This is a genomic window from Halobacillus sp. Cin3 (genome assembly GCF_947311855.1).
Classification (GTDB): Bacteria; Bacillota; Bacilli; order Bacillales; family Halobacillaceae; genus Halobacillus; species Halobacillus kuroshimensis.
This window is the reverse complement of sequence record NZ_CAMZMV010000004.1, coordinates 322394-343307: the sequence shown is the minus strand read 5'-3', so window position 1 is coordinate 343307 and position 20914 is coordinate 322394. Positions and strand designations below refer to the sequence as shown.

Sequence of the window (20914 nt, the reverse complement as noted above, 5' to 3'; positions counted from 1 at the left end):
TCACCTCTCCTTATGGCCGGATATCGGACTTAAACACAGTGAACCCGTCATCTGCCATGACCGTTGTTCCATTGATGGAACGGGACGCATCAGAAGCTAAAAAGGCCACCACTCCAGCGACTTCCTCCGGCTCAATCAGCTTCCTCGTCAACTGCTGATGCTCCATATATTCCAGAAGGCCGGCTTTTCTATAACCGTCTACAATTTTCGTATTCACACCACCGGGTCCGATCGCGACAACACGTATGCCGTGTGGAGCAAGTTCTAAAGCCCCATGCTTTGTAAGCGTGACGACAGCTCCTTTTGCTGCCTGGTAGCCGGTAATACCAAGTGTTCCTGTAAATCCGAAAACAGAAGCATTATTGATAATCACACCCTGCACATCAAGCTCTTTCATTTTTTTCGCTGCAGCCAGCATTCCATAGTAGACCCCATGCTGGTTCACATCGACAACCGCGTGATAGTCCTCAGGGGTATGCTCAAGGAAGGGCTTATTGACGCCGATCCCTGCATTGTTGAACATAATATCAATCGTCCCATAGGCATCGACAGCGGTTTTCACCAACGCTTCCACCTGATTATAGACAGTCACGTCCGTTTTACAGAACACAGCTTCTCCGCCTTGTTTTCTTAATGCTTCAACGACCTGCTCTCCTTGGTGCTCATTGATATCCGCCAGCACCACCCGTGCTCCCTGGCGGATCATCTCCTCCGCAGCAGCTTTCCCAATTCCATCGGAACCACCGGTAATAACAGCCACTCTACCTTCTAAATTCATATGCTCATCTCCTAAAAAGTTCTATCTTCTACTATATCGGCAGGATGGAAGATTATTGAAGGATGACTGCCTCTAATGAAAAAAAGAAGCAGGGGTATGCTAGCTTATAGCTGGCTGAGCATTTACTTTGAATTTGAGACAAAAAGAACGTACCCTGAAAGAGCTTACGATAAGGAAAGGTGGCAGAAGAAATGCTTTTTGATTCATTCCATTTAGATAGTAAAACGCTCCAAAACCGTTATGTTGTGGCACCAATGACGCGGATCAGCGCAGAGGCTGATGGCCGTGCCAACGATACAATGAAAGAATATTACCGCCGTTTCGCTAAAGGCGGCTTTGCAGCCATTATCAGCGAAGGCATCTACACAGATCAGAGCTTCAGCCAGGGCTACAACAATCAACCAGGTCTTGCGACAGATATTCAGGCGGATGCATGGAAACCCGTGATAGAAGCTGTTCACGATGAAGGCTCCATCATGATTGCCCAGCTGATGCACGCGGGAGGCCAAAGTCAGGGGAATGCTTATACAGATGAAACCATCGCTCCATCTGCCATAGCCCCTAAAGGCGAACAGCTTGGCTTCTACGGGGGATCAGGTCCGTTCCAGACGCCTAGAGCGATGGATGAACCAGACCTGACGGAAACAAAAATGAGTTTTGTCGACAGTGCCAAACGCGCAAAAGCTGCTGGTTTTGACGGTGTGGAAATCCACGGGGCCAACGGCTATCTGCTGGATCAGTTCCTGACTGATTACTTAAACCACAGAGAAGACGCCTATGGGGGGGCTGTAGAAAATCGGCTCCGCTTCGTCCTTGAGGTCGTCGATGAGGTGCTTGCAGCGGTAGGCGAAGACTTCATTGTCGGTATCCGCATCTCCCAAGGAAAAGTAGCTGATCAAGCCCATAAGTGGGCCGGCGGGGAAAAAGAGGCGGAAGAAATCTTCGGTACACTCGGCAAAACAGGTCTTGACTATATCCACGTCACAGACGGTGATGCTTCTGCTTCTTCCTTCGGTGAGGGAACAAAAACACTGGCCGAAGCAGCAAAAACGTTCAGCGGAATTACAGTGATTGCCAATGGTCAACTCCAGGACCCGGAGAAAGCTGAAGCCCTCCTGACTTCTGGAAAAGCCCATCTCGTTTCAATTGGGACCGGAGCTCTTGCAAATCCGGATCTTCCAAACAAAGTGAAGGACAACAAAGAGTTGAATGCCTTCGATTTCGAGAAAATCCTCCTGCCTCAGGCAGAAGTGAAAGAAGTAGAATTGAACGATGAAATATACACGAAAGAATAAAAAGAAAGGCAGCGGATTCCCCGCTGCCTTCAGCTTGTAGAGAAACCTCTGTTTCTTTACAAGCTTTTTTCTTTCTTGCCGCCAGGAGCGAAATTGACAACGCTCCTTGGGAGTTCTTTAACATCGAAAAAGACTCTCCTTCACCCAGCTCACCCTTACTGGATGGAGGACAATCTTTTTCATGTTCCGGCAGGCGGCCGTGATCAGCGCCTGTTCTTCCCTTTTTGTTTTCCACGCAAGCAGCCATAGCGCAGCTCATGCCGTTCTTTTGAATCCGCGAACCTGCTTAGTGCACAATCTCTCTCCTCTATATTCTAACGTCGGCATGAGGAGCGTTCGGTGGTGATGCCTGCGGGAACAGCACGGACCGAAGATCCACTTGGGCAGGCGATCTTCCTGACCAAGTCAGCTGAGGGCGTGCCCGCGGCATTCATCCACCGATAAGCGGAAAGTGACCCTTTACACGACAAATGGACAACTCTAACTGGTTAACACAGGCTTTTTCTACAGCCAAAAGGCAGCGGATTTCCCGCTGCCTTTTTACTTCCCTTTATTCAGCTGCTCATCAAGGACTTCAACCTCTTCTCGGGTTTCACGACTCAACCAAAGCCCCTCTTCCCCCTTTTGAACATAAAGAAACGGCCCTTCGTTTTGGTCATGAATGAAAAGATGTGCAGGTCCATAAGGTTCCTCCAGACGGAACCGGCCCTTCAATTGCCCAGCTGCCGCAAAACCATTGGACTTTAAGATAACTTCTGGAAGTTCTTCTTCAATCGTAACCTGATCAATATTCTCGAGATCCCATTCCAAGCCGTACATCCCGGAAATCTCAAGGTGTGTTTCCGTCACCGTGACGTCGTTTTCCATCACGCTGAAATACGTTAAAATACCGATGCCTGAAATGACCAGAACGCCCAGTATCGATGTGATCCAAAGACTCCTTTTCCTCTTCCAAGGGACTTCATACATCTGCACGCGGACCGCGCCTCCCAGCACAACGAGGAGGAAGACAGCCAGGCTGATCTCCAATCCGTATGGAACCGGCAGCAATCCCATCAAAAAGACACCTGCAAACAGAAGGAAAAGAAGGAATAGCAGCCGCTCGACCGCTTTCACATACCCATTTTCCATCAGGATACGCTTTTCTTCCTCCGGACGACTGGAAAACCCAGAAATAAGACCATACTCCTTACGCTTCCCTACAAGGAAAGTCAGTCCACCCGTAATAATAAGAGCAAATCCCATGGCTATGCTGAAGGCTATTGTCCCTGTTTCCATTGGCAGGCCTCCTTCTTACGTCTTTTCTTTTATACGAAGCCGCTGCTCCGAACGTTCCAATCCATTTTTTTGAAACCCTTCCCTTTTCTTTTCCGTAACCATAAGAGAAAGCAGGTGACGAATGATGAAAAAGCTGATTGGATGGATGCTTGCTCTGCTTGTTTTTTTCATTCCGCTTCAAGCAGCCGCAGTAGAATTAACCATTGAGGATACGAAGATTAACGCAGACCTTAAGAAAAACGGGGATGTTCATGTAACCGAAGTCCATACCTACACCTTTGAAGGGGATTTCAACGGCATTACCCGGACACTGCTGCCTAAAGAGGGCACATCGATTACGAACGTCCAGGCCGAAGAAAAAGGACAGGAACTTCGTATCGAGCAGGAGGATCATACCTACAAAGTGTTTAGAGACGGTGACAATGAAACCATCACGATTGATTTATCCTACACCATTCAGGATGGCGTCGAGGTCTTTACGGATGTAGCTCAGTTCTACTATGCATTTTTCGATAAGAGCAATGAAAGTGACTACGAGCAGATGTCCATTACCGTTACACCCCCGGAAAAAGCAGAGGTAAGCACAGCGTATGGAGAAGATGCCGCATTTCAAACAGAGACCATACAAGATGATGGGGATGTCCTGTTTGATATGGGCTATGTAAGCAGTGGAACGAACGGAAATATCCGTGTCGCATACCCAGCAGACTTGTTCCCGGAGGCCGAGGCTTCTGACACCGCCATGCTGAGCAGCATCCAGAACCAAAAAGAAGAGCTGGATGAAAAGGCGGCGGCTCGTCAGGAAGCCGTCACCAATTGGAAATCGGCTGCCCCTTTTCTCCTAACTCTAACGGCAGCGGCTGCCATTCTCCTATTAGGAACAGCGCTTGTTAATCGTTCTGCCGTAAGACAGGAAGCTCAGCGACAGAACGTCGGAAACGGCTTTTTTCCGACGGAGGAAATGAGCCTGCCCGCCTTGATTTATTTCACCAATCATGGGCAGTTAACCCATTCAGCCGTTACAGCATCCCTGCTGCATATGATTGAAAAAGGCAGCATCCGACAGCATTCCGAACAAGAATTTGAACTCGTCAGCCGTGAAACAGACGAAGCCCACGAACAGCAGCTGATCACCTGGCTGTTTGATGATATAGCAGAAGGAAATCTGCTTCACGTGGACGACTTGGAAGCTTATGCAGAAGAAGAAAAGAACCAGGAACGTTACCGGCTGGCCTTTCAGAAATGGAAGGAAATCGTACGCCGGGAATACCAAAGCCTCAAACTTCGGAAAGAAAACACCTGGCAGCGGGGGACAGCGTTAGGGATGATATTTGTAAGTCTGGCTCTCACCTTTATCTTCGGTTACTACACACTGCTTCTGTCTATGTCAGTAATGATTGGTTTCTCACTCTTTTTCATCATTTATGCGATAGTGTACAGACCTTTAACTTCAAGAGGATGCCGTGTCCGCGAACAAGCAGAACCCTATAAGACTGGACGCCTGCAGACAGAGGGAGAAGACGAAGGCAGCGTCCCTGCTCTGCTCTACCAGATCGGCTTTGGAAAACAGAAGTCGCAGACAGAGGATCCTTCTTCTTCAACCAATCAGGCTGCTCTATTTCTTATACTGGCAGCAACCTTGGACTCCGGTTTTGACAGGGCGGACACCCACACCGCTGTTTCCGCTGCCTCCACATCAGGAACAAGCGGAGGGGGAGCTGGTGTCGGAGGCGGCGGTGGAGGATCCGGGGGTTTTTAAATCCCCTATCCTACCCTTCTTCCTGAAGAAATTCTCTTGATATATCGATGAAATCCTTTAATGGCGGAGAAAGCCATTTATCTTTATGCCACGCCAGCTGCGTAAACAATGGAGGCTGGGGGATCTTCCATCCCAAATCAACGATCCTTCCTTCAGTAAGTTCACGTTCAACGACCATATGAGGAAGAGCAGCAATTCCAAGACCGGCGATGACACACTGCTTAATCGCTTCAATACTCCCGAATTCCAGCTTATTAAAAGGATAGATTTCCGAAGCGGCACATGCTTGTTCCAGAAGGCTTCGATACGAGCAGCCTTCTTCTGTAAGGAGCAGAGGCTCCCGCTCAATATCACTTAGTTGAAAGGTTTCGTTGTCCTTCAACCGGTAATCCGCACCTGCAACAAGCTTAATATCCTCCTGCAGCAAGGGCTCTATCGTCAAAGACTCTTCCGGCCTGGACGTATCCATAATGAAGGCCGCATCCAGTCGTCCATCCATCAGATCCCTGCGGGCGTGAGCATCGGAGTGGGCAGGCTTAAAGATTAACTCCACGTTAGGATGACGGCTTTTGAAAGCCTTCAATACAGGTGGGAGCCGGTACGTACACTGACTTTCCTGGGCACCGATCGTAAGCCTCTCCCTCATCCCGTCTTCTCCGTTAAGCGCCAAACGGGCGTCCGAGCTGAGTTTCACCATCTTCTCAGCATACCCTTTAAATTGGTGACCGGCCTCTGTCAGCACAAGCTTCCTTCCGAGACGTTCAAATAATGGGCGTCCAAGCTGAACTTCCAGCGATTTAATCTGGGCGGTAACACTGGATTGGGCAAAATTGAGCATAGAAGCGGTTTTCGTGAAATTCAAGGTTTCTGCTGCCGTTAAAAATGTGACAAGCTGCTTTTCATCCATTTTGAACTCTCCCATCGTTTTTTTCGATCATAACCATTCAAATCATCCGTTTTTATGATTGGTAGTTTTAGTATAAGCTAAACGAAGAAGAGAAACAAAAGGAGGTAAAAGAATGAAGATTGCTGTACTGAATGGCGGAAGCCGCCAGGGCGGAAACACAAAAATACTTACGGAAAAATTGGTGAAAGGGCTGGAAGTCACCACTTTTCACCTCGAAGAATATACCATCAAACCCATCATGGACGGCCGGCATGACGAAGGCGGGTTTCACCCGGTGGACGATGACTACGAATCCCTGATGGGACAAGTGATGAGTCATGATCTTCTTATTTTTGCTACACCTGTTTACTGGTATTCCATGTCTGCGGCAATGAAACTGTTTATCGACCGGTGGTCCCAGACAATGCGGGAGCCTGAGTACGGAGATTTCCGTGAGCAGATGTCCAAAAAGCAGGCTTTTGTCTTAGCGGTTGGAGGAGATTCTCCTTATATGAAGGCTCTTCCGCTTCTACAGCAGTTCCAGCATATTTTCCAGTTTGTACACCTGCCCTTTTCAGGCTACGTGCTTGGACAGGCGAATAAACCCGGAGAAATATGGGAGGACCATCAAGCCTTATTCGCAGCAGATGAGATGAACAAAAAACTCCATACTATGATAAAGGCATAAAAAAATCCTGGAGCTGTAATGCTCCAGGATTTAGATTGTAAAGAAGCCCCTGTTTCTGTCCAGTGTCCCAGAAGCTGTCAGAAGCGGTTGTTCACGACCATGACCTTCCCTGGAAAACGACACTATAACTGTTCTATGGAGTCTGGAAAACTGTGCTCAACGTTCTCTTTGATAGATGGAAGAACTATTTCCGCTCTATCTATATGAACGCTGGCACGAGGAGTGTTCGGTGGTGACGCCAGCGGGAACAGCACGGGCCGAAGATACACTTGGACAGGTGATTTTCCTGCCCAAGTTAGCTGAGGCCGGGCCCGAGGCAAGCATCCACCGATAAGCGGAACGTGCCCCTCAACACGACATACGGACAACCCCGACTGGGTAACACGGAGTTTTTCTAAAGCCTGAATCCTGGAGCACCAATGCTCCAGGATTTTTCATTTTTATAGAAAGACGAAATACATGATAAACAATCCGCCTAGTGTGTACATAATCGGGTGAACCTGCTTCCATTCCCTCCGGGCAATCATCGCAAATGGATAAAGAATGAACCCAAGTGCAATTCCTGTGGCGACACTATACGTGAGCGGCATCATAATAATCGTAACAAACGCGGGTACTGTTACTTCCAGTCGGCTCCAGTCGATTTCTTTGACTTCCACGGCCATCAGCGCTCCTACAATAATCAGGGCCGGTGCTGTAACTTCAGGAGTAACGACGCCGAGAAGCGGCGAAAAGAACAAAGCAATAAAGAAACAGGCGGAAATGATGACACTGGTAAAACCAGTTCTTCCTCCGACAGCTACGCCTGCGGATGACTCTACGAAGGACGCTGTCGTCGATGTTCCGAAGATGGCTCCAAGAACACCGGAAGATGAATCGGCAAGCAAAGCACGGCCGGCATTCGGAATTTTATTATCCTTCATCATCCCGGCCTGGCTGGCGACAGCGATCAACGCCCCGGCTGTATCAAAGAAGGCTACAAAGAGGAAAGTAAAAATGACCGCAATGACTTCCGGCTGAAAAATATCCCCAAGGTGCTGGAATACGACTCCAAAGGTCGGAGCCATGCTTGGGACTTCCCCCACAATGGATCCCGGCACATCCACAAGACCGAAAACCATACCGATGATACTTGTCACGACGATTCCGTAGAAAATCCCACCGCGGATACCACGGACAAGCATCATCAGTGTAATAATAAAACCAAAACCTGCAAGAGCCGTCGTCGGCGATGTCAGGTTACCAATGGTAACGAAAGTCTCCTCATTGGAGACGACCAGTCCGGCATTTTTCAACCCTACAAAGGCAATGAAAAAACCGATTCCACCCGCAATGGCATGCTTCAAATCTTTAGGAATGACATTGATAATCTTCTCCCGGATCTTAAACAAACTTAAAATCATAAAGATAATGCCTGCAATAAATACCCCGGTCAGGGCCACCTGCCATTCGATCCCCATACCGATAACAACAGAAAAGGTGAAAAAGGAATTCAAGCCCATGCTTGGCGCGATACCTACTGGGAAGTTCGCCATGAGACCGATCAGCAGGGAACCAAAGATCGCGGATAAAGCCGTTGCTGTAAACAATGCTCCCTGATCCATACCAGCCTGACTGAGTATGATTGGATTAACAACCAGAATATAAGCCATAGACAAAAACGTGGTCACACCGGCCATCGTTTCTTTTTTTATCGTTGTCCCTCTTTCTTCAAACTGAAAGAAGTTTTTCATGGTGTTCCCTCCTATACAAAAAAACACCGGCAGCTGCCGGTGCGTATACCAAGGGAAAGGTCCATCTATTTTCCCCTTGTAGACGAGCTATTTCCGGTAGCTGGTAGAGACGCTCAGGCCGTATTCCTGAACTTATACAAGGTGTTTCGTCAATTAAATTATAGAGAGAATCATAACAACGGAAAAGTAGAGGGTCAATCCTTTTGTTTGATGTTCCATTATTCTCATTTTTCTTATAAATCCATAGTTTTTAAGGTTAAGAGCAGATGTAAACTTCTCGTTTCCCATTTGCAACGGTTCGTTGACAACCTTCCACTCTGACAGTATAGAAAATTATTCCATTGTTTTCTATACTTGATGTAACAAAGATGAAGGAGGCTTTCCATGAACTTTGGAGAAAAGCTGTTTCAATTAAGAAAGGAAAAGGGATTATCGCAGGAAGCGCTCGCTGAGCAGCTGCAGACCTCCCGGCAGGCCGTTAGTAAATGGGAGAATGGTCAGGGATATCCAGAAACAGAGAAGCTGCTGACCATTGGGAGCATTTTCAATGTGTCGATGGACTACCTACTAAAAAAAGAGTCAGAACGAGGGCCTGAGGTGGAACAGGGATATTACGTCAGCCGTGAAATGGCAGAAGCTCATTTCACCTACGTAAACTCCATGGGACGTTCGCTGGCCCTAAGCCTCAGCCTGTTCCTGCTTGGTTTAGTCCCATACTTTCTTTTTAAAGGATCACCCGAAATTCTTGCACTCATGATTGCAGGCATCGCTGCGGCAGGGAGCATCTTCTTTATTAAAGCCATGACGACCAAAGGCGCAGAAAACTATGAAATCATAAGCACCAGGGAGTTGACCTTTGACCCCGGGTTCAAAGCGGAAATCACAGATCGTTTTGAATCCGTTCGAACACGGCTTATCTCTTTTCTCATGCTCGGGGTAGTGCTAGCCGGTACGGGATTTGTCACCCTCGTGCTTGAAGAAAATGATGTGACCAACGGGGCTCTGGCTGTGTACTACCCCGTAATTACCATCATGTCAGCGGCCGGAGTGTTTATCCTTGCCCGTGTCATTGCTGCGTTCACGGCATACGACCTGTTGATCAATCATGAAAAACATAGTCAGAAGAGAAAGGAAAAATCCGCAAAGAAGCTGCGTAGGAAATGGAAGGAATGGATCTAATACGCAAAAAAAGCTGTCCATGTTGGACAGCTTTTTTTCTTATAGATTCACGGTAACGTCGCCTTCTTCACGAAGCTTGTCTACAAGCTTTTGTGTTTCTTCAGACTGCTTCTGAGTTTGAAGGTTCTGTTTAATCTGATCTTTTACATCTTCATACGCAGGAATTTCCTGTTCTGTTTCAGCACTTTCCTGCTGCTCGACGGCTTTGTCATATTCCGCTTTCACTTCATCATCAGTCGGAGCTTCTACACTGACTTCTTCCTCAAGAAGCTTATCGACTTTCAGCTGGGCACGGACCTGGGAAAGAACTTCATCTTCTTTCATACCCTGATTGCCAAGTTCCTCAAGGAATTTGTCCTTGGACTCCAACTGGTTCTGCTCGGCAAGGTCTGTCAGCATTTGATCAACTTCTTTATCTGACACTTCGTAATCCCGGCTTTCGGCTTCCTGCACAAGCAGTTCCTGGCCGACAAGATTGTCAGCGACATCTTTCTTCAACTGATCCTGATCAAGCTCTGTACCTGTCATTTGTGACTGCATAGCCATCTGTTGGAATTGTCCCTGGTACGTCGTTTCAAAATCCTCTTTTGTAATCTTCTCTCCATTGACTTCTGCGACTACTTCCGGAATGTTTTCAAGGTCCGGCTCAGGAGCTTCAGGCTGCTCGCCTTCCGTCTGTTCTTCCTGTGTCGTCTCTGTTTCTTCTTTATTATCGTCAGAGGCTCCTTCATCTTCCCCGCACGCAGCAAGTAAAGCAACAAAGGCAGCCAGCATTAATCCCAATAACCATTTTTTATTCAATGTCATTTCTCCTTTTTCATCTGGTTGTGTAAGCCATTGTAACACGCGACCGGCTTCTGTAAATAGAACGCAGCTGCTTGACTGTCCAGATTTCAGTTTGTTTGCACATCTGAAGACCGGGATTGCAGCTTTTACACGCAGAAGCGTGTGGATGGATATACAAATGTGGAAAGTTTGTAAAAAAACGATGACAATGTGTCACAGACCCTTCATCCATGAAAGGGAAGCCACTCGTTCTTCCATAGTTTAACAGGGATTCATATCTCTTAAAAGTCCTCTCTCATAAATAGGTCCTTTTTCACGTTTGATTTTTTCGAATAGTTGAAATTATCGACGTCCTCTTATAGTATAATGTCTATAAATGGTTTTCTAGTTTTTTGATTTCCGTAGAGGAGTGAGCACATGTTAAAGGAATCTGACTTCCCGACTCAAGAACTAAAAGAGCAGTGGATCAAAGTACGAAATAAAAAACTGGAGGAAATGGCTCAATACATCCAGCGGTACTTCCACCTTACGAAGGTGAGGGAAAATCCAAGCAGCTATGAGGTTCAAGGCTACTTTTACCAGCCTGGATTCGGAGAAGTGAGAATGGCGTTTGAGTTCAGTTACGAAAACGTCGCCAAATTCACGGATCTATTCGACGAACCGATTGAAAAATAGCAGACATTAAAGAAAGGACCTTATAAGAAAGGTCCTTTTTTAATGCTTTCCTTTCACGGTGCGGCCCGCATAAACCGTCGGAGCCGTTTCTGCCGGTACTATGAGGACCGGCCACCAAAACGGTGACCCGCGCCACCCCTGTTCTTTTTTCCCTTCCTGTCTCAGCATAATCAGTGCTGGGAAATTACGAGCAAGACGGCGTGCTTCCGCAAGTTCTCCTTCTCCACGCCCTGGAGTATCCGGGGAATTTTCATAACTGCCATCCTTCTTCAGGCGCTGGATGTTCCTGTTCTTCCTCGCAAGGACCCAGACAAACGCCCTTTTTTCTGATTCTGCGGTTAAATAGTCAAGAACCCCTTCATATTCATCCATGGAAAAGTCATACCCCTCTTCCATTTCCAGCGTCTCGTGAACAAGGCTGAGCAGACGTTTCGCTTCTTCGACAGGAACGAGATACGCTCCGTCCCGTTCTTTTAAGGCGGCCCTTTTCAATTGATCCACCCGATCATCCAGCTGCCGAACCTGCTTTTGTATATGAGTCTTATAACCAGTCTGGAACCCGACTGGCAGCATCCGTTTATGCGGCTTCATGGTGAGCACATTGGAAAGAAGGATTTTGTTCGGGCTGCAGGGGATGATTTCTTCGGTTCCATCCCTTTGGATAAAGACTACTCCCTGATCATGCCCCCCTCTTTCAAACGCCCGCCTGAGCGCTGAGTCGAACTCATGAATCCGTTTCATCACCGTATATATCCGTGCAGTCGTATAAAAACGGGTGACTGCAAGATCAGCAACAGGACGGGCCCCGTACATCCGGGAATGCTGCAGCACCGTGTCCTGCTGAAACGACTTCGGATTTCTTCCATAGAAAAACCCGATCAGATTATGGATGGTCACCCCGCGGTCCAGAATCTGTCCTCCTATAAATATATTCATAGGAGCACGCAGCTTCAACTCTCCTTTATAATCCAGGAGTTCCTGTACATCTTTTTCGGAATTGACCACACTGCTTACCACGTATTCTTCATTCAAAGAACGACGGACTTCCTCATAAACCTGCTTGAAATCCGGCCTCGGCGATTTCTTCAGTTTACTCACGGAACGGATCAAATCGTCATAAGCTTCACGGATCAGCGTTTGAAATGTGACGGTTTCCCTGTCTGCTCCTTCCGTAAGCAGCTTTTCAAAGCCTTCGATCAGCTCAGCCTGCCAGGCGTGGGCACTTTTGCCACGCTCTGTATGAATGATAAAGGAATACTTCTCTTCGCGTTTTCCCTTCAACCGCTGCTGACAGCGCCGTATGGACGCACCAACAATAAAGTTTACAACGGCCATTCGAATGTTGGAAATATTCTTCTGCTCCAGAAGCTGATCCATTTTCACCCTGCGTCCGTCCATCTTCTTCATTACTTCCAGTTCTTTTTCATTCACTTCATGGAAAAGATAGGAAGCCAGATGATCTTCTTTTTCACTCATTTCAAAGTAGACCTCCCCACCGATATACCGGTTATGAACGGGTACCAGTTCGGTAAAGGACGGACGGATCGGTTCAAACACCTTTCCCTTGTGGATTGTCATGTCCTCCGGCTGAAGATACAACGAATATGGAGTGGCAGTTACCTGTAGAAACGCCGTATGCTTGATTTTCTTACGGAGCTCATTGATCTTTGTCGCAATCACGCGCATCTGCTTTAGGTTTTGATCACGCTTATACTCATAAGCAACACTGGCAAAATCCGCTTCATCATCAATGAAGAGAACACGCTTCTCCTTTAACTCCGGATACTTTTCTTCAAGGGCAGTCCGCAGGCGTTCCAGGTTATGTGTCTCCTTCTTCACTATCAGAGCGAGCTTTTGATTCCACTCATATTTTCTGAGATTATCAGGCATGGACGTAATGTCATAGACTCTCATCGTATCCTGGTCTACAGCATCTGAAAATTCTTCATGAAGTCGGGCATACGTCTGGCGGACGAGGGCGTTCGTTCCTTTCGTTAAAAGGATGACGACATCAAATCCGTTATCATACATCAACCCCATGACTCCTATAAAGGTCCGGGTTTTTCCGGACTGCACTTTTCCAAGAAGCATCCCCGGCCGCTGTTCGGAAGTGGCTGATGACGTAAGCTTGGCGGCGGTACGGACCATCGTCTCCCGTACCGGCTGTTTATATTCATTTTTTTTATTCAAATATTTAAAAAAGGCCCCATCTGTCTTGAGGTCCTGCACGCTTCCAGTCATTATGAAATCTCCTTTTCGCAAAACAACATTATTATACAGGAGACTTCCACATAAAAAAAGCGGGGATGCCTTAAACACCGGCTTCCCCATCTTCCTCAGGATCCTTCAATTCATCCTTCGACACATCACGGCCGACAATTGTACTGACTTTTCCTCTTGCCTGTTCCTTCACATCATCATCGATATGGGAGAGGACTTGATAGACCGCATATAAAATGACGGCACTGTCATCAGTAAAACCAACCGCCGGAAGCACATCAGGAATGGCATCCACCGGCAGAATCAAATAACCAAGGGCGCCGGCAATGGTAAGCTTCGCCTTCTTCGGTGTATTCGGACTTTGAAAGGCATAGTATAACAACAGGCTGTAGTAGACGAGCTGAGTACCCAGACGACTGCTGTATGCTTTTAATTTCTTTATCGTTTCTCTTTCTGAAAAATACCCCCGGCTCCGTGCAATCATCTGCTTCGGACGTAGCTTCCTCCAAGAACGTGACTCCGACATGCTTTCTCCTCCTTTTTGTTTACTATTCACGAATTTCTCTTCTCTCAATCATTTCCCGGGAAATAGATTATTTTCGACAGGAAATAAGAGATTTGTAAAACCTTCACTAGTTTTGTCGAACCTCTATCTAACGCTTACAGTTTTCCCTCTACTTTGATACGTTTAACTTACGAATGTCAAAGTTTCCTAAATTTAGATTTACAATGACAAAGGAGAGGAATCGAATGGAATTGGATCAACTGGAATTGAATACATCAATCGAAGAGGCTGAAAAGACGAAGCCTTATTACACTGCACTGGTTGGCTGGAGTGTCCAAGCCATTGAAGCGGCCGCACGGATGAACCGACCGTTTATCGTCGTAGGTCCCGCGGAATTTCAACCGTATGCCGAGAAGCACGATATTCCTTTTGTAGGCTGGGACTTCAATAAACTGAATGAAGGGTCGGATCAATTGTACAAGCAGCTCAGGGACATGGGAGCCGAGCTGGCCGTCCCTTTATATGAAGAGTGCGTCGAGTGGGCCGGGGCGCTGAATGCCAGATTCAGAGAGGACCCTAAAGTCTTCAACCGCTCCCTTCTGCTTCGCGACAAAGGGATGATGAAGCGGAAAGCGCAGATTTCCGGTATTAAAGTCGGTGTGTTTGAAGAGGCAAGGGATAAAGAAGATGTGGAGCGCTTCTTGAAAAGAGTGAATGAAGCGTTATTGAAGCTTGAAGGCGACCACTTTGACCCGATTCACGTGAAACCTCTGGACAAAGCCGGATCTGTCGGTCACTTGGCGGTGTATACAAAAGAAGACATCAACCAGATTCAGGATACAGATTTTCCTCTCTTGATGGAAAGTCACCTGGATGGACAGGAATTCTCCTGTGAAGCGTTCATTCATAAAGGAAAAGTCCAATTCCTGAATATTACGGAATATGTCCGCCTCGGATATTCCAATTTCGTTCCTGCCTCTCCTTCTCTGGAAGAAAAACGCCCATTGATTGAAAAGGCCGTGCAGCAGCTTGTCGATGCCTTTGAAATCGAGTACGGGGTGATCCACCCGGAATATTTCATTACGCAGGATGGAACGCTCCACTTCGGTGAAGTGGCTGCACGTGTGCCGGGCGGACATATTTTCGAACTGATTGAGCGGGCATACGGTTTCAGTGCGTATGAAGCACAGATTTTATGCAGTGACCCAAGCACGACGGAGGAAGAACTTAAAGAATTCTTCCCGGATCCGTACGATTACCAAAACTATGCGGGATGCCTGATGGTTCATCCGAGCATCGAATATGTCGAGGATTTAAAGATTCCGGAAGAGCTTGAGGATCATCCCTATTTTGAAAAGCATGATATGTTCACACCGCCCCAGGGGAAAGTTGCGGAACGTGTCGGGTTTGGGAACCATTATGGAACCATCTTTTTTTTCGGACGTGACAGTGAAGAAATGCGTGACCTTCTGGAAACGTACGAAACGTATAATTTCTACATTTAAGCTCTCTCAAAAAGAGAAAGGAGTAGTCACATGCCTCAAACCACAGGTGCTCTTGCTGAACGATTCATTTACGCCCTGGACCAGCTGGCCCAGGCTCCTTCCTTTGTAAAATCGAAATATCAGACTGATGTCTATCAGGAAGCCAACCGTTTGATTGACGCAGACGATGGATTTGAAAACCTCTATCAGCATGCCGCACGTTTTGAAGAGGCCGGCGTTTTTCAGGATGGTCCATGGGAATCCGCTGAGAAACTTCAGCCTCCCCTCGTAGCCGGATCCTTGAAAGCCAAAGGGCTGCCTATGATTATCGAAGTGTTGAGCGAGCTGCGGATGCTTGCCATAGCTGAAGGAAAAGCTTCCAATACGAATGTGACCCGTACGATGGCTGAAGAGTTCCTAAATGAAGTCATGGTATTGAACCTGAACCTTCTTTTCCCAGATGCCAGCGAAAGTGCGCGGATTGAAAAGCATGAAAATGACGAAAAAGCTGAAAAACTTTTTACGTTTCTTTCCACACATTTATCGTCGACCGCACTCATTCAGACCCTTATTCACGAGATTAAACGGCTGACCGCTCAGCGCCCTATCATGATCAAGCGGATCGTATCCATGATCAGGATGGCCAAAGAAATGGTCAGTCAGGATACAGAGAAGAATGATACAACAGAATTGAAACAGTTCATATCTGCGATTGAAGGTCCCTCACCACTGAGCGGGCAGTTCAAAGATGTCCATGCGTACCGCAGCCAGCTGAAGACGATCCCAAGAGCTGACTTGATCTCAGAAAGTGTCGCGCTTGCCACATCGATGCGGGACACCGGTTTAGTCGCTCCCCATCATGCGACACTGCTGAGATTTTTAAGCAAGCAGAATCCTGGTCTGTTAACGTATGCCCTGAGCCTTAACAGTAAAGGCAGTGCCAACCTTGAAGAAAACCGGGAGTTAGTGATCCAGTTGATTCGCTCGTCCATTTTCCCAGGTACGAGACAAGCCGTTTACGGGCTGGCGATGATGCTTGAACGCGGTGTCCTCTCCCATTCACCCGTAGCTCCGGGACTGCGCAGGCTCATAGAGCTTGATATCCGGCCGGACGTCAGGAATGCACTCTATTCCACAACCAATACCGGGGAAGGTGTTACAGCCAACAGTATTCTCGTCGCCGGCACCATCCAGGTCCTCGGTCAGCCTCTGGGTGTCGGACAAGGATTTAATCCAACCTGTCAGGCTGCAAGAGGAATCAGCTTATGGGCCCAGCATGCCCCTGGATTCCTGCTCGAAATCATTCCACGGGCAGCCAGAGATGGGGACTTGGATTTCACTTTTGAAGGCGCTCAGATCCATTCCAAAGACTTAAAAGGCGGGCTTGCCCCCGACCTTGATAAAGAACTCGACCCTGTTTCCCTCGTACTCGTCCCGCACTTAGATAAAATTTACAGCGAGATGATGACGCGTGTCGCCCTCCGCGGAGAAGACGGCCACCGGTGGGTAAACCCGGCTTTTTACGGCAACTGGGTGCAGAAAGGGTTCAGCTCGGTCTTCGATCCTATCACAGGGTACGTTCTGGATTACAACGGGTTTATCAAGCTCTTCTATGCAACCCATCATCCAGACTACAATGACGACTATGAATTGATTTATCCAAATCCTGTCGGCATATTCATTACAAATGTCCATGGAAAGCTGCTCGGTCTTCATGCCGTTTCCATTACAAGGATCGCAAAAGACCCGCAGGGCATTTACCGTATCTACTTCTACAACCCGAATAACGACGGCTCCCAGAACTGGGGACAGAACATTGAGCCAAGCGTAAACGGGAGTGGAGAACAGGAAGGGGAAAGCTCGCTTCCTTTTGATGCATTCACATCAAGGCTGTACGCTTTCCATTACAACCCTTATGAACAGGGTGATGCCTACGCTGTCGAAAACACGATTGTACAGAATATACGAACGCTTGCACAGGAAAGCTGGGGCAGAGATTATACGTGGGTATAACAAAAACCCGGACTCATTTGATATGAGTCCGGGTTTTTAAGGTTTCATTCCTTATTCCCCTCCGTTCCAGGGAAATACTCTTCAAGTAATTCTCCTAAGGTTATTCCCCAGCGATCCATGATCCTCCGCTCAAATCGGGCAATGGAAAATTTTCTCTTCAAATCCAGCGCATGTTCCGACATGCCCATGAACTCAGCCAGAGCCAGCAATTCTTTGTAGGCAAGCTTTTCAGTCATCATCGTTCCACAAGCCTTACCATAGGCTTCATACTTCACCCGGGCTGCCTCCAGCACATGAATCAAGGGGCGTGTTTTGAAGTAATGAACAGCTTCTGCCCGTCTGTTCTTTTTGTTCACTCCCTCCACTCCGTTCCATCATTTTCCTTAATGTACTATATGTATGCAGAAGGCTCACTGTTCAACACTCCCCTTGCGTCAGAACTAGAAAAATGTCCAGCATTGCGGTTTTTCGGGATGGTTGAAAAGATCGACCGGCTTGGATACAGTGGCTCTGCCTGATTTTTCAAGTGATTGTAAGGACACACACCCCATCATTAAGGAGGAAAAAGAGCCGATATCAAGTTCTATATGAACCTCCGCTTCCTCTTTGGTCGGGGATGGTCTCCCTGCCGCAAACTGCCAGACACCTTCATAGGTTTCTCCAAGCAGACTGTCTTTCACTGTCCATCCCACCCGGATTGTATCTCTGCCGAAGGAATGATAGGTAACAGCATCCAGGAAAGCCGGGATATTCATAATGCGGTACATCAGTCCACGTCCCTGCTCAGCGGTTTTATGGTATATAGAATGAATTAAATGATTCTCTACGTGGACAGGATTATGTAATGTGAAACTGAAATCTTCATCAAACGTCGGAAATCTGACCGATTGGACCTGATCTTTCTGATTGTGCAGCTGTGTTACAAGAGTTTGATAAGCTTCCTTCGTCGTATAGAAGAAGTTTTTTATGTGCAGATCGTTTTCCAGGAAGTGCCCTCCTGCCTCGAATTCAAACGTCATATACCCTTCCAGTCTTCCTTTATTCCGAACCCCGATCGTATGCTGCTCCGGCTTCTCTAAAAAAGTAAAACCATAAGGAGGGATATCCGTTGCGCCGTGGATCCGGCCGGCCCAGGTCTGGTAGCAGGTATGAACGTCCTCTATATGATCGGCAGTGAGCATCTGAACATCCAGGCTCGATTCAAAACTCGGAAGGTGAGCAGGATGAAACTGATAGACAGACAACTCCGGGCCGATCCCAAAACCCATTTTTTGATAGAAGGACGGCTGAAAAGGGTAAAGGTGCGTCACTATACGTCCATCTTTTCTGGCATCCAGTAAAAACTTCGTAATGATCTGCTTGGCGTGTCCCTGTTTTTTGTAAGGAAGATCTACGGCTACTGTGCCTATCCCTGCGCCTTCTACTTTACGGTCATACACTTGAATTCTATGATCGTAAGCAAAATAACCTCCAATGAGGGAGGAGCCGTCGTACAATCCTACTGGATGGACATCTTCATACCCGGAAATTTTCCTGCGATGGGTGGTATAGCGCTCCTGATCCTCCACGGTCAAAAGGTTCATCCCCGGGTAACACCGGCGGGACAGGTCTGTAAATGCTTCAAAGTCCTTTAATTGTTTAAACTCCATCAAATACCTCCTTCATTATTCCACTCTACCATTTTCTCTCATTCCGCCTGGGAAATCTATTGTTTCGGCTGTTCAGAGATGGGGAAACATACAGCAACGAAAGAATGGAGGTTTGTCCCGTGAAAGATACGGCTGCTAGAACAGCATTCAACTGCTCCACTGAATACGGTCAACTGCTGGACGTACTCGTCTCGGAGCCCCGTCATATGAGAATCGAAGCTAAAATCAATGAAACACAGAAACATTATGAGGGAATACAGACGAATGTGGCGTTACAGCAGCACAGGGATTTTGTTCACCTTCTAAAAGAGGAGGGGATTACCGTGCACCAGCTTCCCTCTAAATCCAGCCTGCATGAACAAGTTTTCACAAGAGATATCGGATTTGTCATCGGTTCTCATTTCTATACCAGTTCTATGAAAGAAGATGTCCGCAAAGGCGAAACCAGTGAATTAACGGCCTGGATGAACAGCCGTGACACGAATGACATACGTACCTTTCACCATCCGATAGAGGGCGGCGACGTCCTCGTCGATGCAAATACAATCTGGATTGGTCACAGCGGGCGGACTTCGATGGAAGCTGTTCAAGAACTCAAACAGCAGGAGCCGGATAGAGATGTGAATGCCCTTTCACTTGCGGATGGAACCCTTCATCTGGACTGTGTATTGAATATCCTGGATGCTCACACAGCCCTCGCTTATCCAGAAGCGTTTACAGATGAGGGGTGGCAGTTGATTCAGGAGCGGTTCGAGGTAATCCCTGCTACACAGGACGAAACGTTCCATATGGGTCCGAATGTGCTTTCGATTGGCAGAAACAAAGTGATCAGCCTCTCCCGTCACACCCGGTTGAATGAAAGCTTGGAAAAGAAAGGGTTCGAAGTGCTCCCCGTTGATTTTTCAGAGATTATTAAATCCGGCGGGGCTTTCCGCTGCTGCACCCTCCCTTTGTATCGGGAAGACCCAAGAGATACCGTCGCCCAACTATAGAGGAAGAGCTGTTTTTAAAGAAGCAGAGAAGGTGGTGGTTTCCTTAACGAAACGCGAAAGTATGGTAAACAATCTCTCAGCAGGAACTTCAATAACAAAAGCCTGAGAGGCAGCTGCCTCTCAGGCTTTTTTACGTCCTTTATACAGCTGGAGGTCCGAATTTTCCATTTCGGAAATCTTCAAAAGCCTGCATGATCTCCTCCATGGAATTCATCACGAATGGACCATGCGGGACAATTTCCTCGCGGATCGGTTTTCCAGAATAAACAAGCACTTTGGTGCGCCGTTTTTTTGAACGGATCGTCAGAGTACTATCCTCTTCTCCATTTTCACGAAAAGTAAGCAGACCGGCCTCGTGCTTAGACATTTTCTGTCTCTCCACCCCTATTTCTGCCTCTCCTGCCAGCACGTAAACAAAAGCATTATGGTTTTCAGGCAGGGACATCGTATAGGAAGCCCCTTCTCCCATCGTCCATTCCGTCAACGTAATAGGAACGATGGAATCGAGAGGACCGGTCACTCCTGCGATATTTCCAGAGAACACTTTTACACTGCCTCCGCCAAAAGAAATGACAGGGGCATCCTCCTGATAGACGTTCTGATACAACGTGCCGGATTGCTTTTGATCCTTTGGAAGGTTCAGCCACAACTGAAGCGTATGGGCAATATCATCTTCCACCCCATCTTCTGCGTGACGGGCCGACCACCCGGCATTCATATACTGGACGTCACCGGGTTCAAGAATTTCACGCCCCCCTGCGTTATCAATATGCTCGAGCCTTCCATCCACAACATAGGTAACGGTTTGAAAACCTCTATGAGGATGGTCAGGAAAGGTACCCTTTTTGAACCAATCCTCCGCCATCAGGATGAATGGATCAAAATCACGCCACCGTTCAACAGGAAGCACCCAGCCTTTCTGCACAGCCGGAAACCCCATCTCAGTGTATTCCACTCTCCACTTCTCCTTGAGTTCTCTTTGGAATGTCATTCA

18 protein-coding genes and 1 riboswitch are annotated in these 20914 nt (G+C 47.5%); of the genes, 8 read left to right on the top strand and 10 right to left on the bottom strand.

The window, feature by feature from the left end; translation table 11 throughout:
• Positions 1–10 precede the first annotated feature (10 nt).
• Positions 11–778, bottom strand: coding sequence for an SDR family oxidoreductase (locus QMA39_RS14800; protein ID WP_206934035.1), 768 nt, complete (start codon positions 776–778; stop codon positions 11–13).
• A gap of 191 nt (positions 779–969) precedes the next feature.
• Here QMA39_RS14800 and QMA39_RS14795 point away from each other — a divergent pair, with 191 nt between their 5' ends.
• Entirely contained in the window at positions 970–2073 is a 1104-nt protein-coding gene (locus tag QMA39_RS14795) for an NADH:flavin oxidoreductase (RefSeq protein ID WP_281659194.1), read from the top strand.
• A 540-nt stretch (positions 2074–2613) separates the two neighbouring features.
• Here QMA39_RS14795 and QMA39_RS14790 read toward each other — a convergent pair.
• On the bottom strand, positions 2614–3351 hold the full coding sequence (locus QMA39_RS14790; RefSeq protein ID WP_281659193.1) for a DUF3784 domain-containing protein: 738 nt from the start codon (positions 3349–3351) through the stop codon (positions 2614–2616).
• A 121-nt stretch (positions 3352–3472) separates the two neighbouring features.
• Between QMA39_RS14790 and QMA39_RS14785 the strand changes: the two genes are divergently transcribed.
• A complete protein-coding gene (locus QMA39_RS14785; protein WP_281659192.1) occupies positions 3473–5110 on the top strand; it encodes a DUF2207 domain-containing protein in 1638 nt (545 codons plus the stop codon).
• A gap of 10 nt (positions 5111–5120) precedes the next feature.
• Here QMA39_RS14785 and QMA39_RS14780 read toward each other — a convergent pair whose 3' ends face one another.
• Entirely contained in the window at positions 5121–6017 is an 897-nt protein-coding gene (locus QMA39_RS14780; RefSeq protein ID WP_281659191.1) for a LysR family transcriptional regulator, read from the bottom strand.
• 112 nt (positions 6018–6129) lie between these two features.
• Here QMA39_RS14780 and QMA39_RS14775 point away from each other — a divergent pair, with 112 nt between their 5' ends.
• The gene (locus tag QMA39_RS14775) at positions 6130–6684 is read left to right on the top strand and encodes a flavodoxin family protein (RefSeq protein WP_206934339.1); all 555 of its coding nucleotides are present in this window, start codon (positions 6130–6132) and stop codon (positions 6682–6684) included.
• A 440-nt stretch (positions 6685–7124) separates the two neighbouring features.
• Here the strand turns inward: QMA39_RS14775 and QMA39_RS14770 are convergent, their stop codons facing one another.
• Positions 7125–8417 carry an NCS2 family permease gene (locus QMA39_RS14770; protein WP_281659190.1) on the bottom strand — a complete coding sequence of 431 codons (1293 nt, stop codon included), beginning with the start codon at positions 8415–8417 and terminating at the stop codon, positions 7125–7127.
• 59 nt (positions 8418–8476) lie between these two features.
• A riboswitch (purine riboswitch) is annotated at positions 8477–8577 on the bottom strand.
• 224 nt (positions 8578–8801) lie between these two features.
• On the opposite strand from QMA39_RS14770, the gene QMA39_RS14765 reads away from it, so the two are divergent.
• Positions 8802–9596, top strand: a complete 795-nt coding sequence (locus QMA39_RS14765; protein ID WP_281659189.1) for a helix-turn-helix transcriptional regulator — start codon at positions 8802–8804, stop codon at positions 9594–9596.
• A 39-nt stretch (positions 9597–9635) separates the two neighbouring features.
• On the opposite strand, the gene QMA39_RS14760 is transcribed toward QMA39_RS14765, so the two are convergent.
• Positions 9636–10403: a SurA N-terminal domain-containing protein gene (locus QMA39_RS14760; RefSeq protein WP_281659252.1), complete on the bottom strand. Its 768-nt coding sequence runs from the start codon at positions 10401–10403 to the stop codon at positions 9636–9638.
• Positions 10404–10799: 396 nt separating this feature from the next.
• Between QMA39_RS14760 and QMA39_RS14755 the strand changes: the two genes are divergently transcribed.
• On the top strand, positions 10800–11057 hold the full coding sequence (locus QMA39_RS14755) for a hypothetical protein (protein ID WP_027955811.1): 258 nt from the start codon (positions 10800–10802) through the stop codon (positions 11055–11057).
• Between the two features lie 39 nt (positions 11058–11096).
• Here QMA39_RS14755 and QMA39_RS14750 read toward each other — a convergent pair whose 3' ends face one another.
• Positions 11097–13298: a Z1 domain-containing protein gene (locus QMA39_RS14750; protein ID WP_281659188.1), complete on the bottom strand. Its 2202-nt coding sequence runs from the start codon at positions 13296–13298 to the stop codon at positions 11097–11099.
• Between the two features lie 70 nt (positions 13299–13368).
• Positions 13369–13803, bottom strand: a complete 435-nt coding sequence (locus QMA39_RS14745) for a YkvA family protein (RefSeq protein ID WP_206934023.1) — start codon at positions 13801–13803, stop codon at positions 13369–13371.
• 224 nt (positions 13804–14027) lie between these two features.
• Here QMA39_RS14745 and QMA39_RS14740 point away from each other — a divergent pair, with 224 nt between their 5' ends.
• The gene (locus tag QMA39_RS14740; protein ID WP_084163161.1) at positions 14028–15287 is read left to right on the top strand and encodes an ATP-grasp domain-containing protein; all 1260 of its coding nucleotides are present in this window, start codon (positions 14028–14030) and stop codon (positions 15285–15287) included.
• Between the two features lie 30 nt (positions 15288–15317).
• Positions 15318–17279 carry a hypothetical protein gene (locus tag QMA39_RS14735; protein WP_027955808.1) on the top strand — a complete coding sequence of 654 codons (1962 nt, stop codon included), beginning with the start codon at positions 15318–15320 and terminating at the stop codon, positions 17277–17279.
• A gap of 44 nt (positions 17280–17323) precedes the next feature.
• Here the strand turns inward: QMA39_RS14735 and QMA39_RS14730 are convergent, their stop codons facing one another.
• Positions 17324–17635, bottom strand: coding sequence for a hypothetical protein (locus tag QMA39_RS14730; RefSeq protein ID WP_281659187.1), 312 nt, complete (start codon positions 17633–17635; stop codon positions 17324–17326).
• 84 nt (positions 17636–17719) lie between these two features.
• A complete protein-coding gene (locus tag QMA39_RS14725) occupies positions 17720–18928 on the bottom strand; it encodes a GNAT family N-acetyltransferase (RefSeq protein WP_281659186.1) in 1209 nt (402 codons plus the stop codon).
• A gap of 119 nt (positions 18929–19047) precedes the next feature.
• Between QMA39_RS14725 and QMA39_RS14720 the strand changes: the two genes are divergently transcribed.
• On the top strand, positions 19048–19920 hold the full coding sequence (locus QMA39_RS14720) for an arginine deiminase family protein (protein ID WP_281659185.1): 873 nt from the start codon (positions 19048–19050) through the stop codon (positions 19918–19920).
• A gap of 139 nt (positions 19921–20059) precedes the next feature.
• On the opposite strand, the gene QMA39_RS14715 is transcribed toward QMA39_RS14720, so the two are convergent.
• On the bottom strand, positions 20060–20911 hold the full coding sequence (locus QMA39_RS14715) for a pirin-like C-terminal cupin domain-containing protein (RefSeq protein ID WP_281659184.1): 852 nt from the start codon (positions 20909–20911) through the stop codon (positions 20060–20062).
• Positions 20912–20914 lie beyond the last annotated feature (3 nt).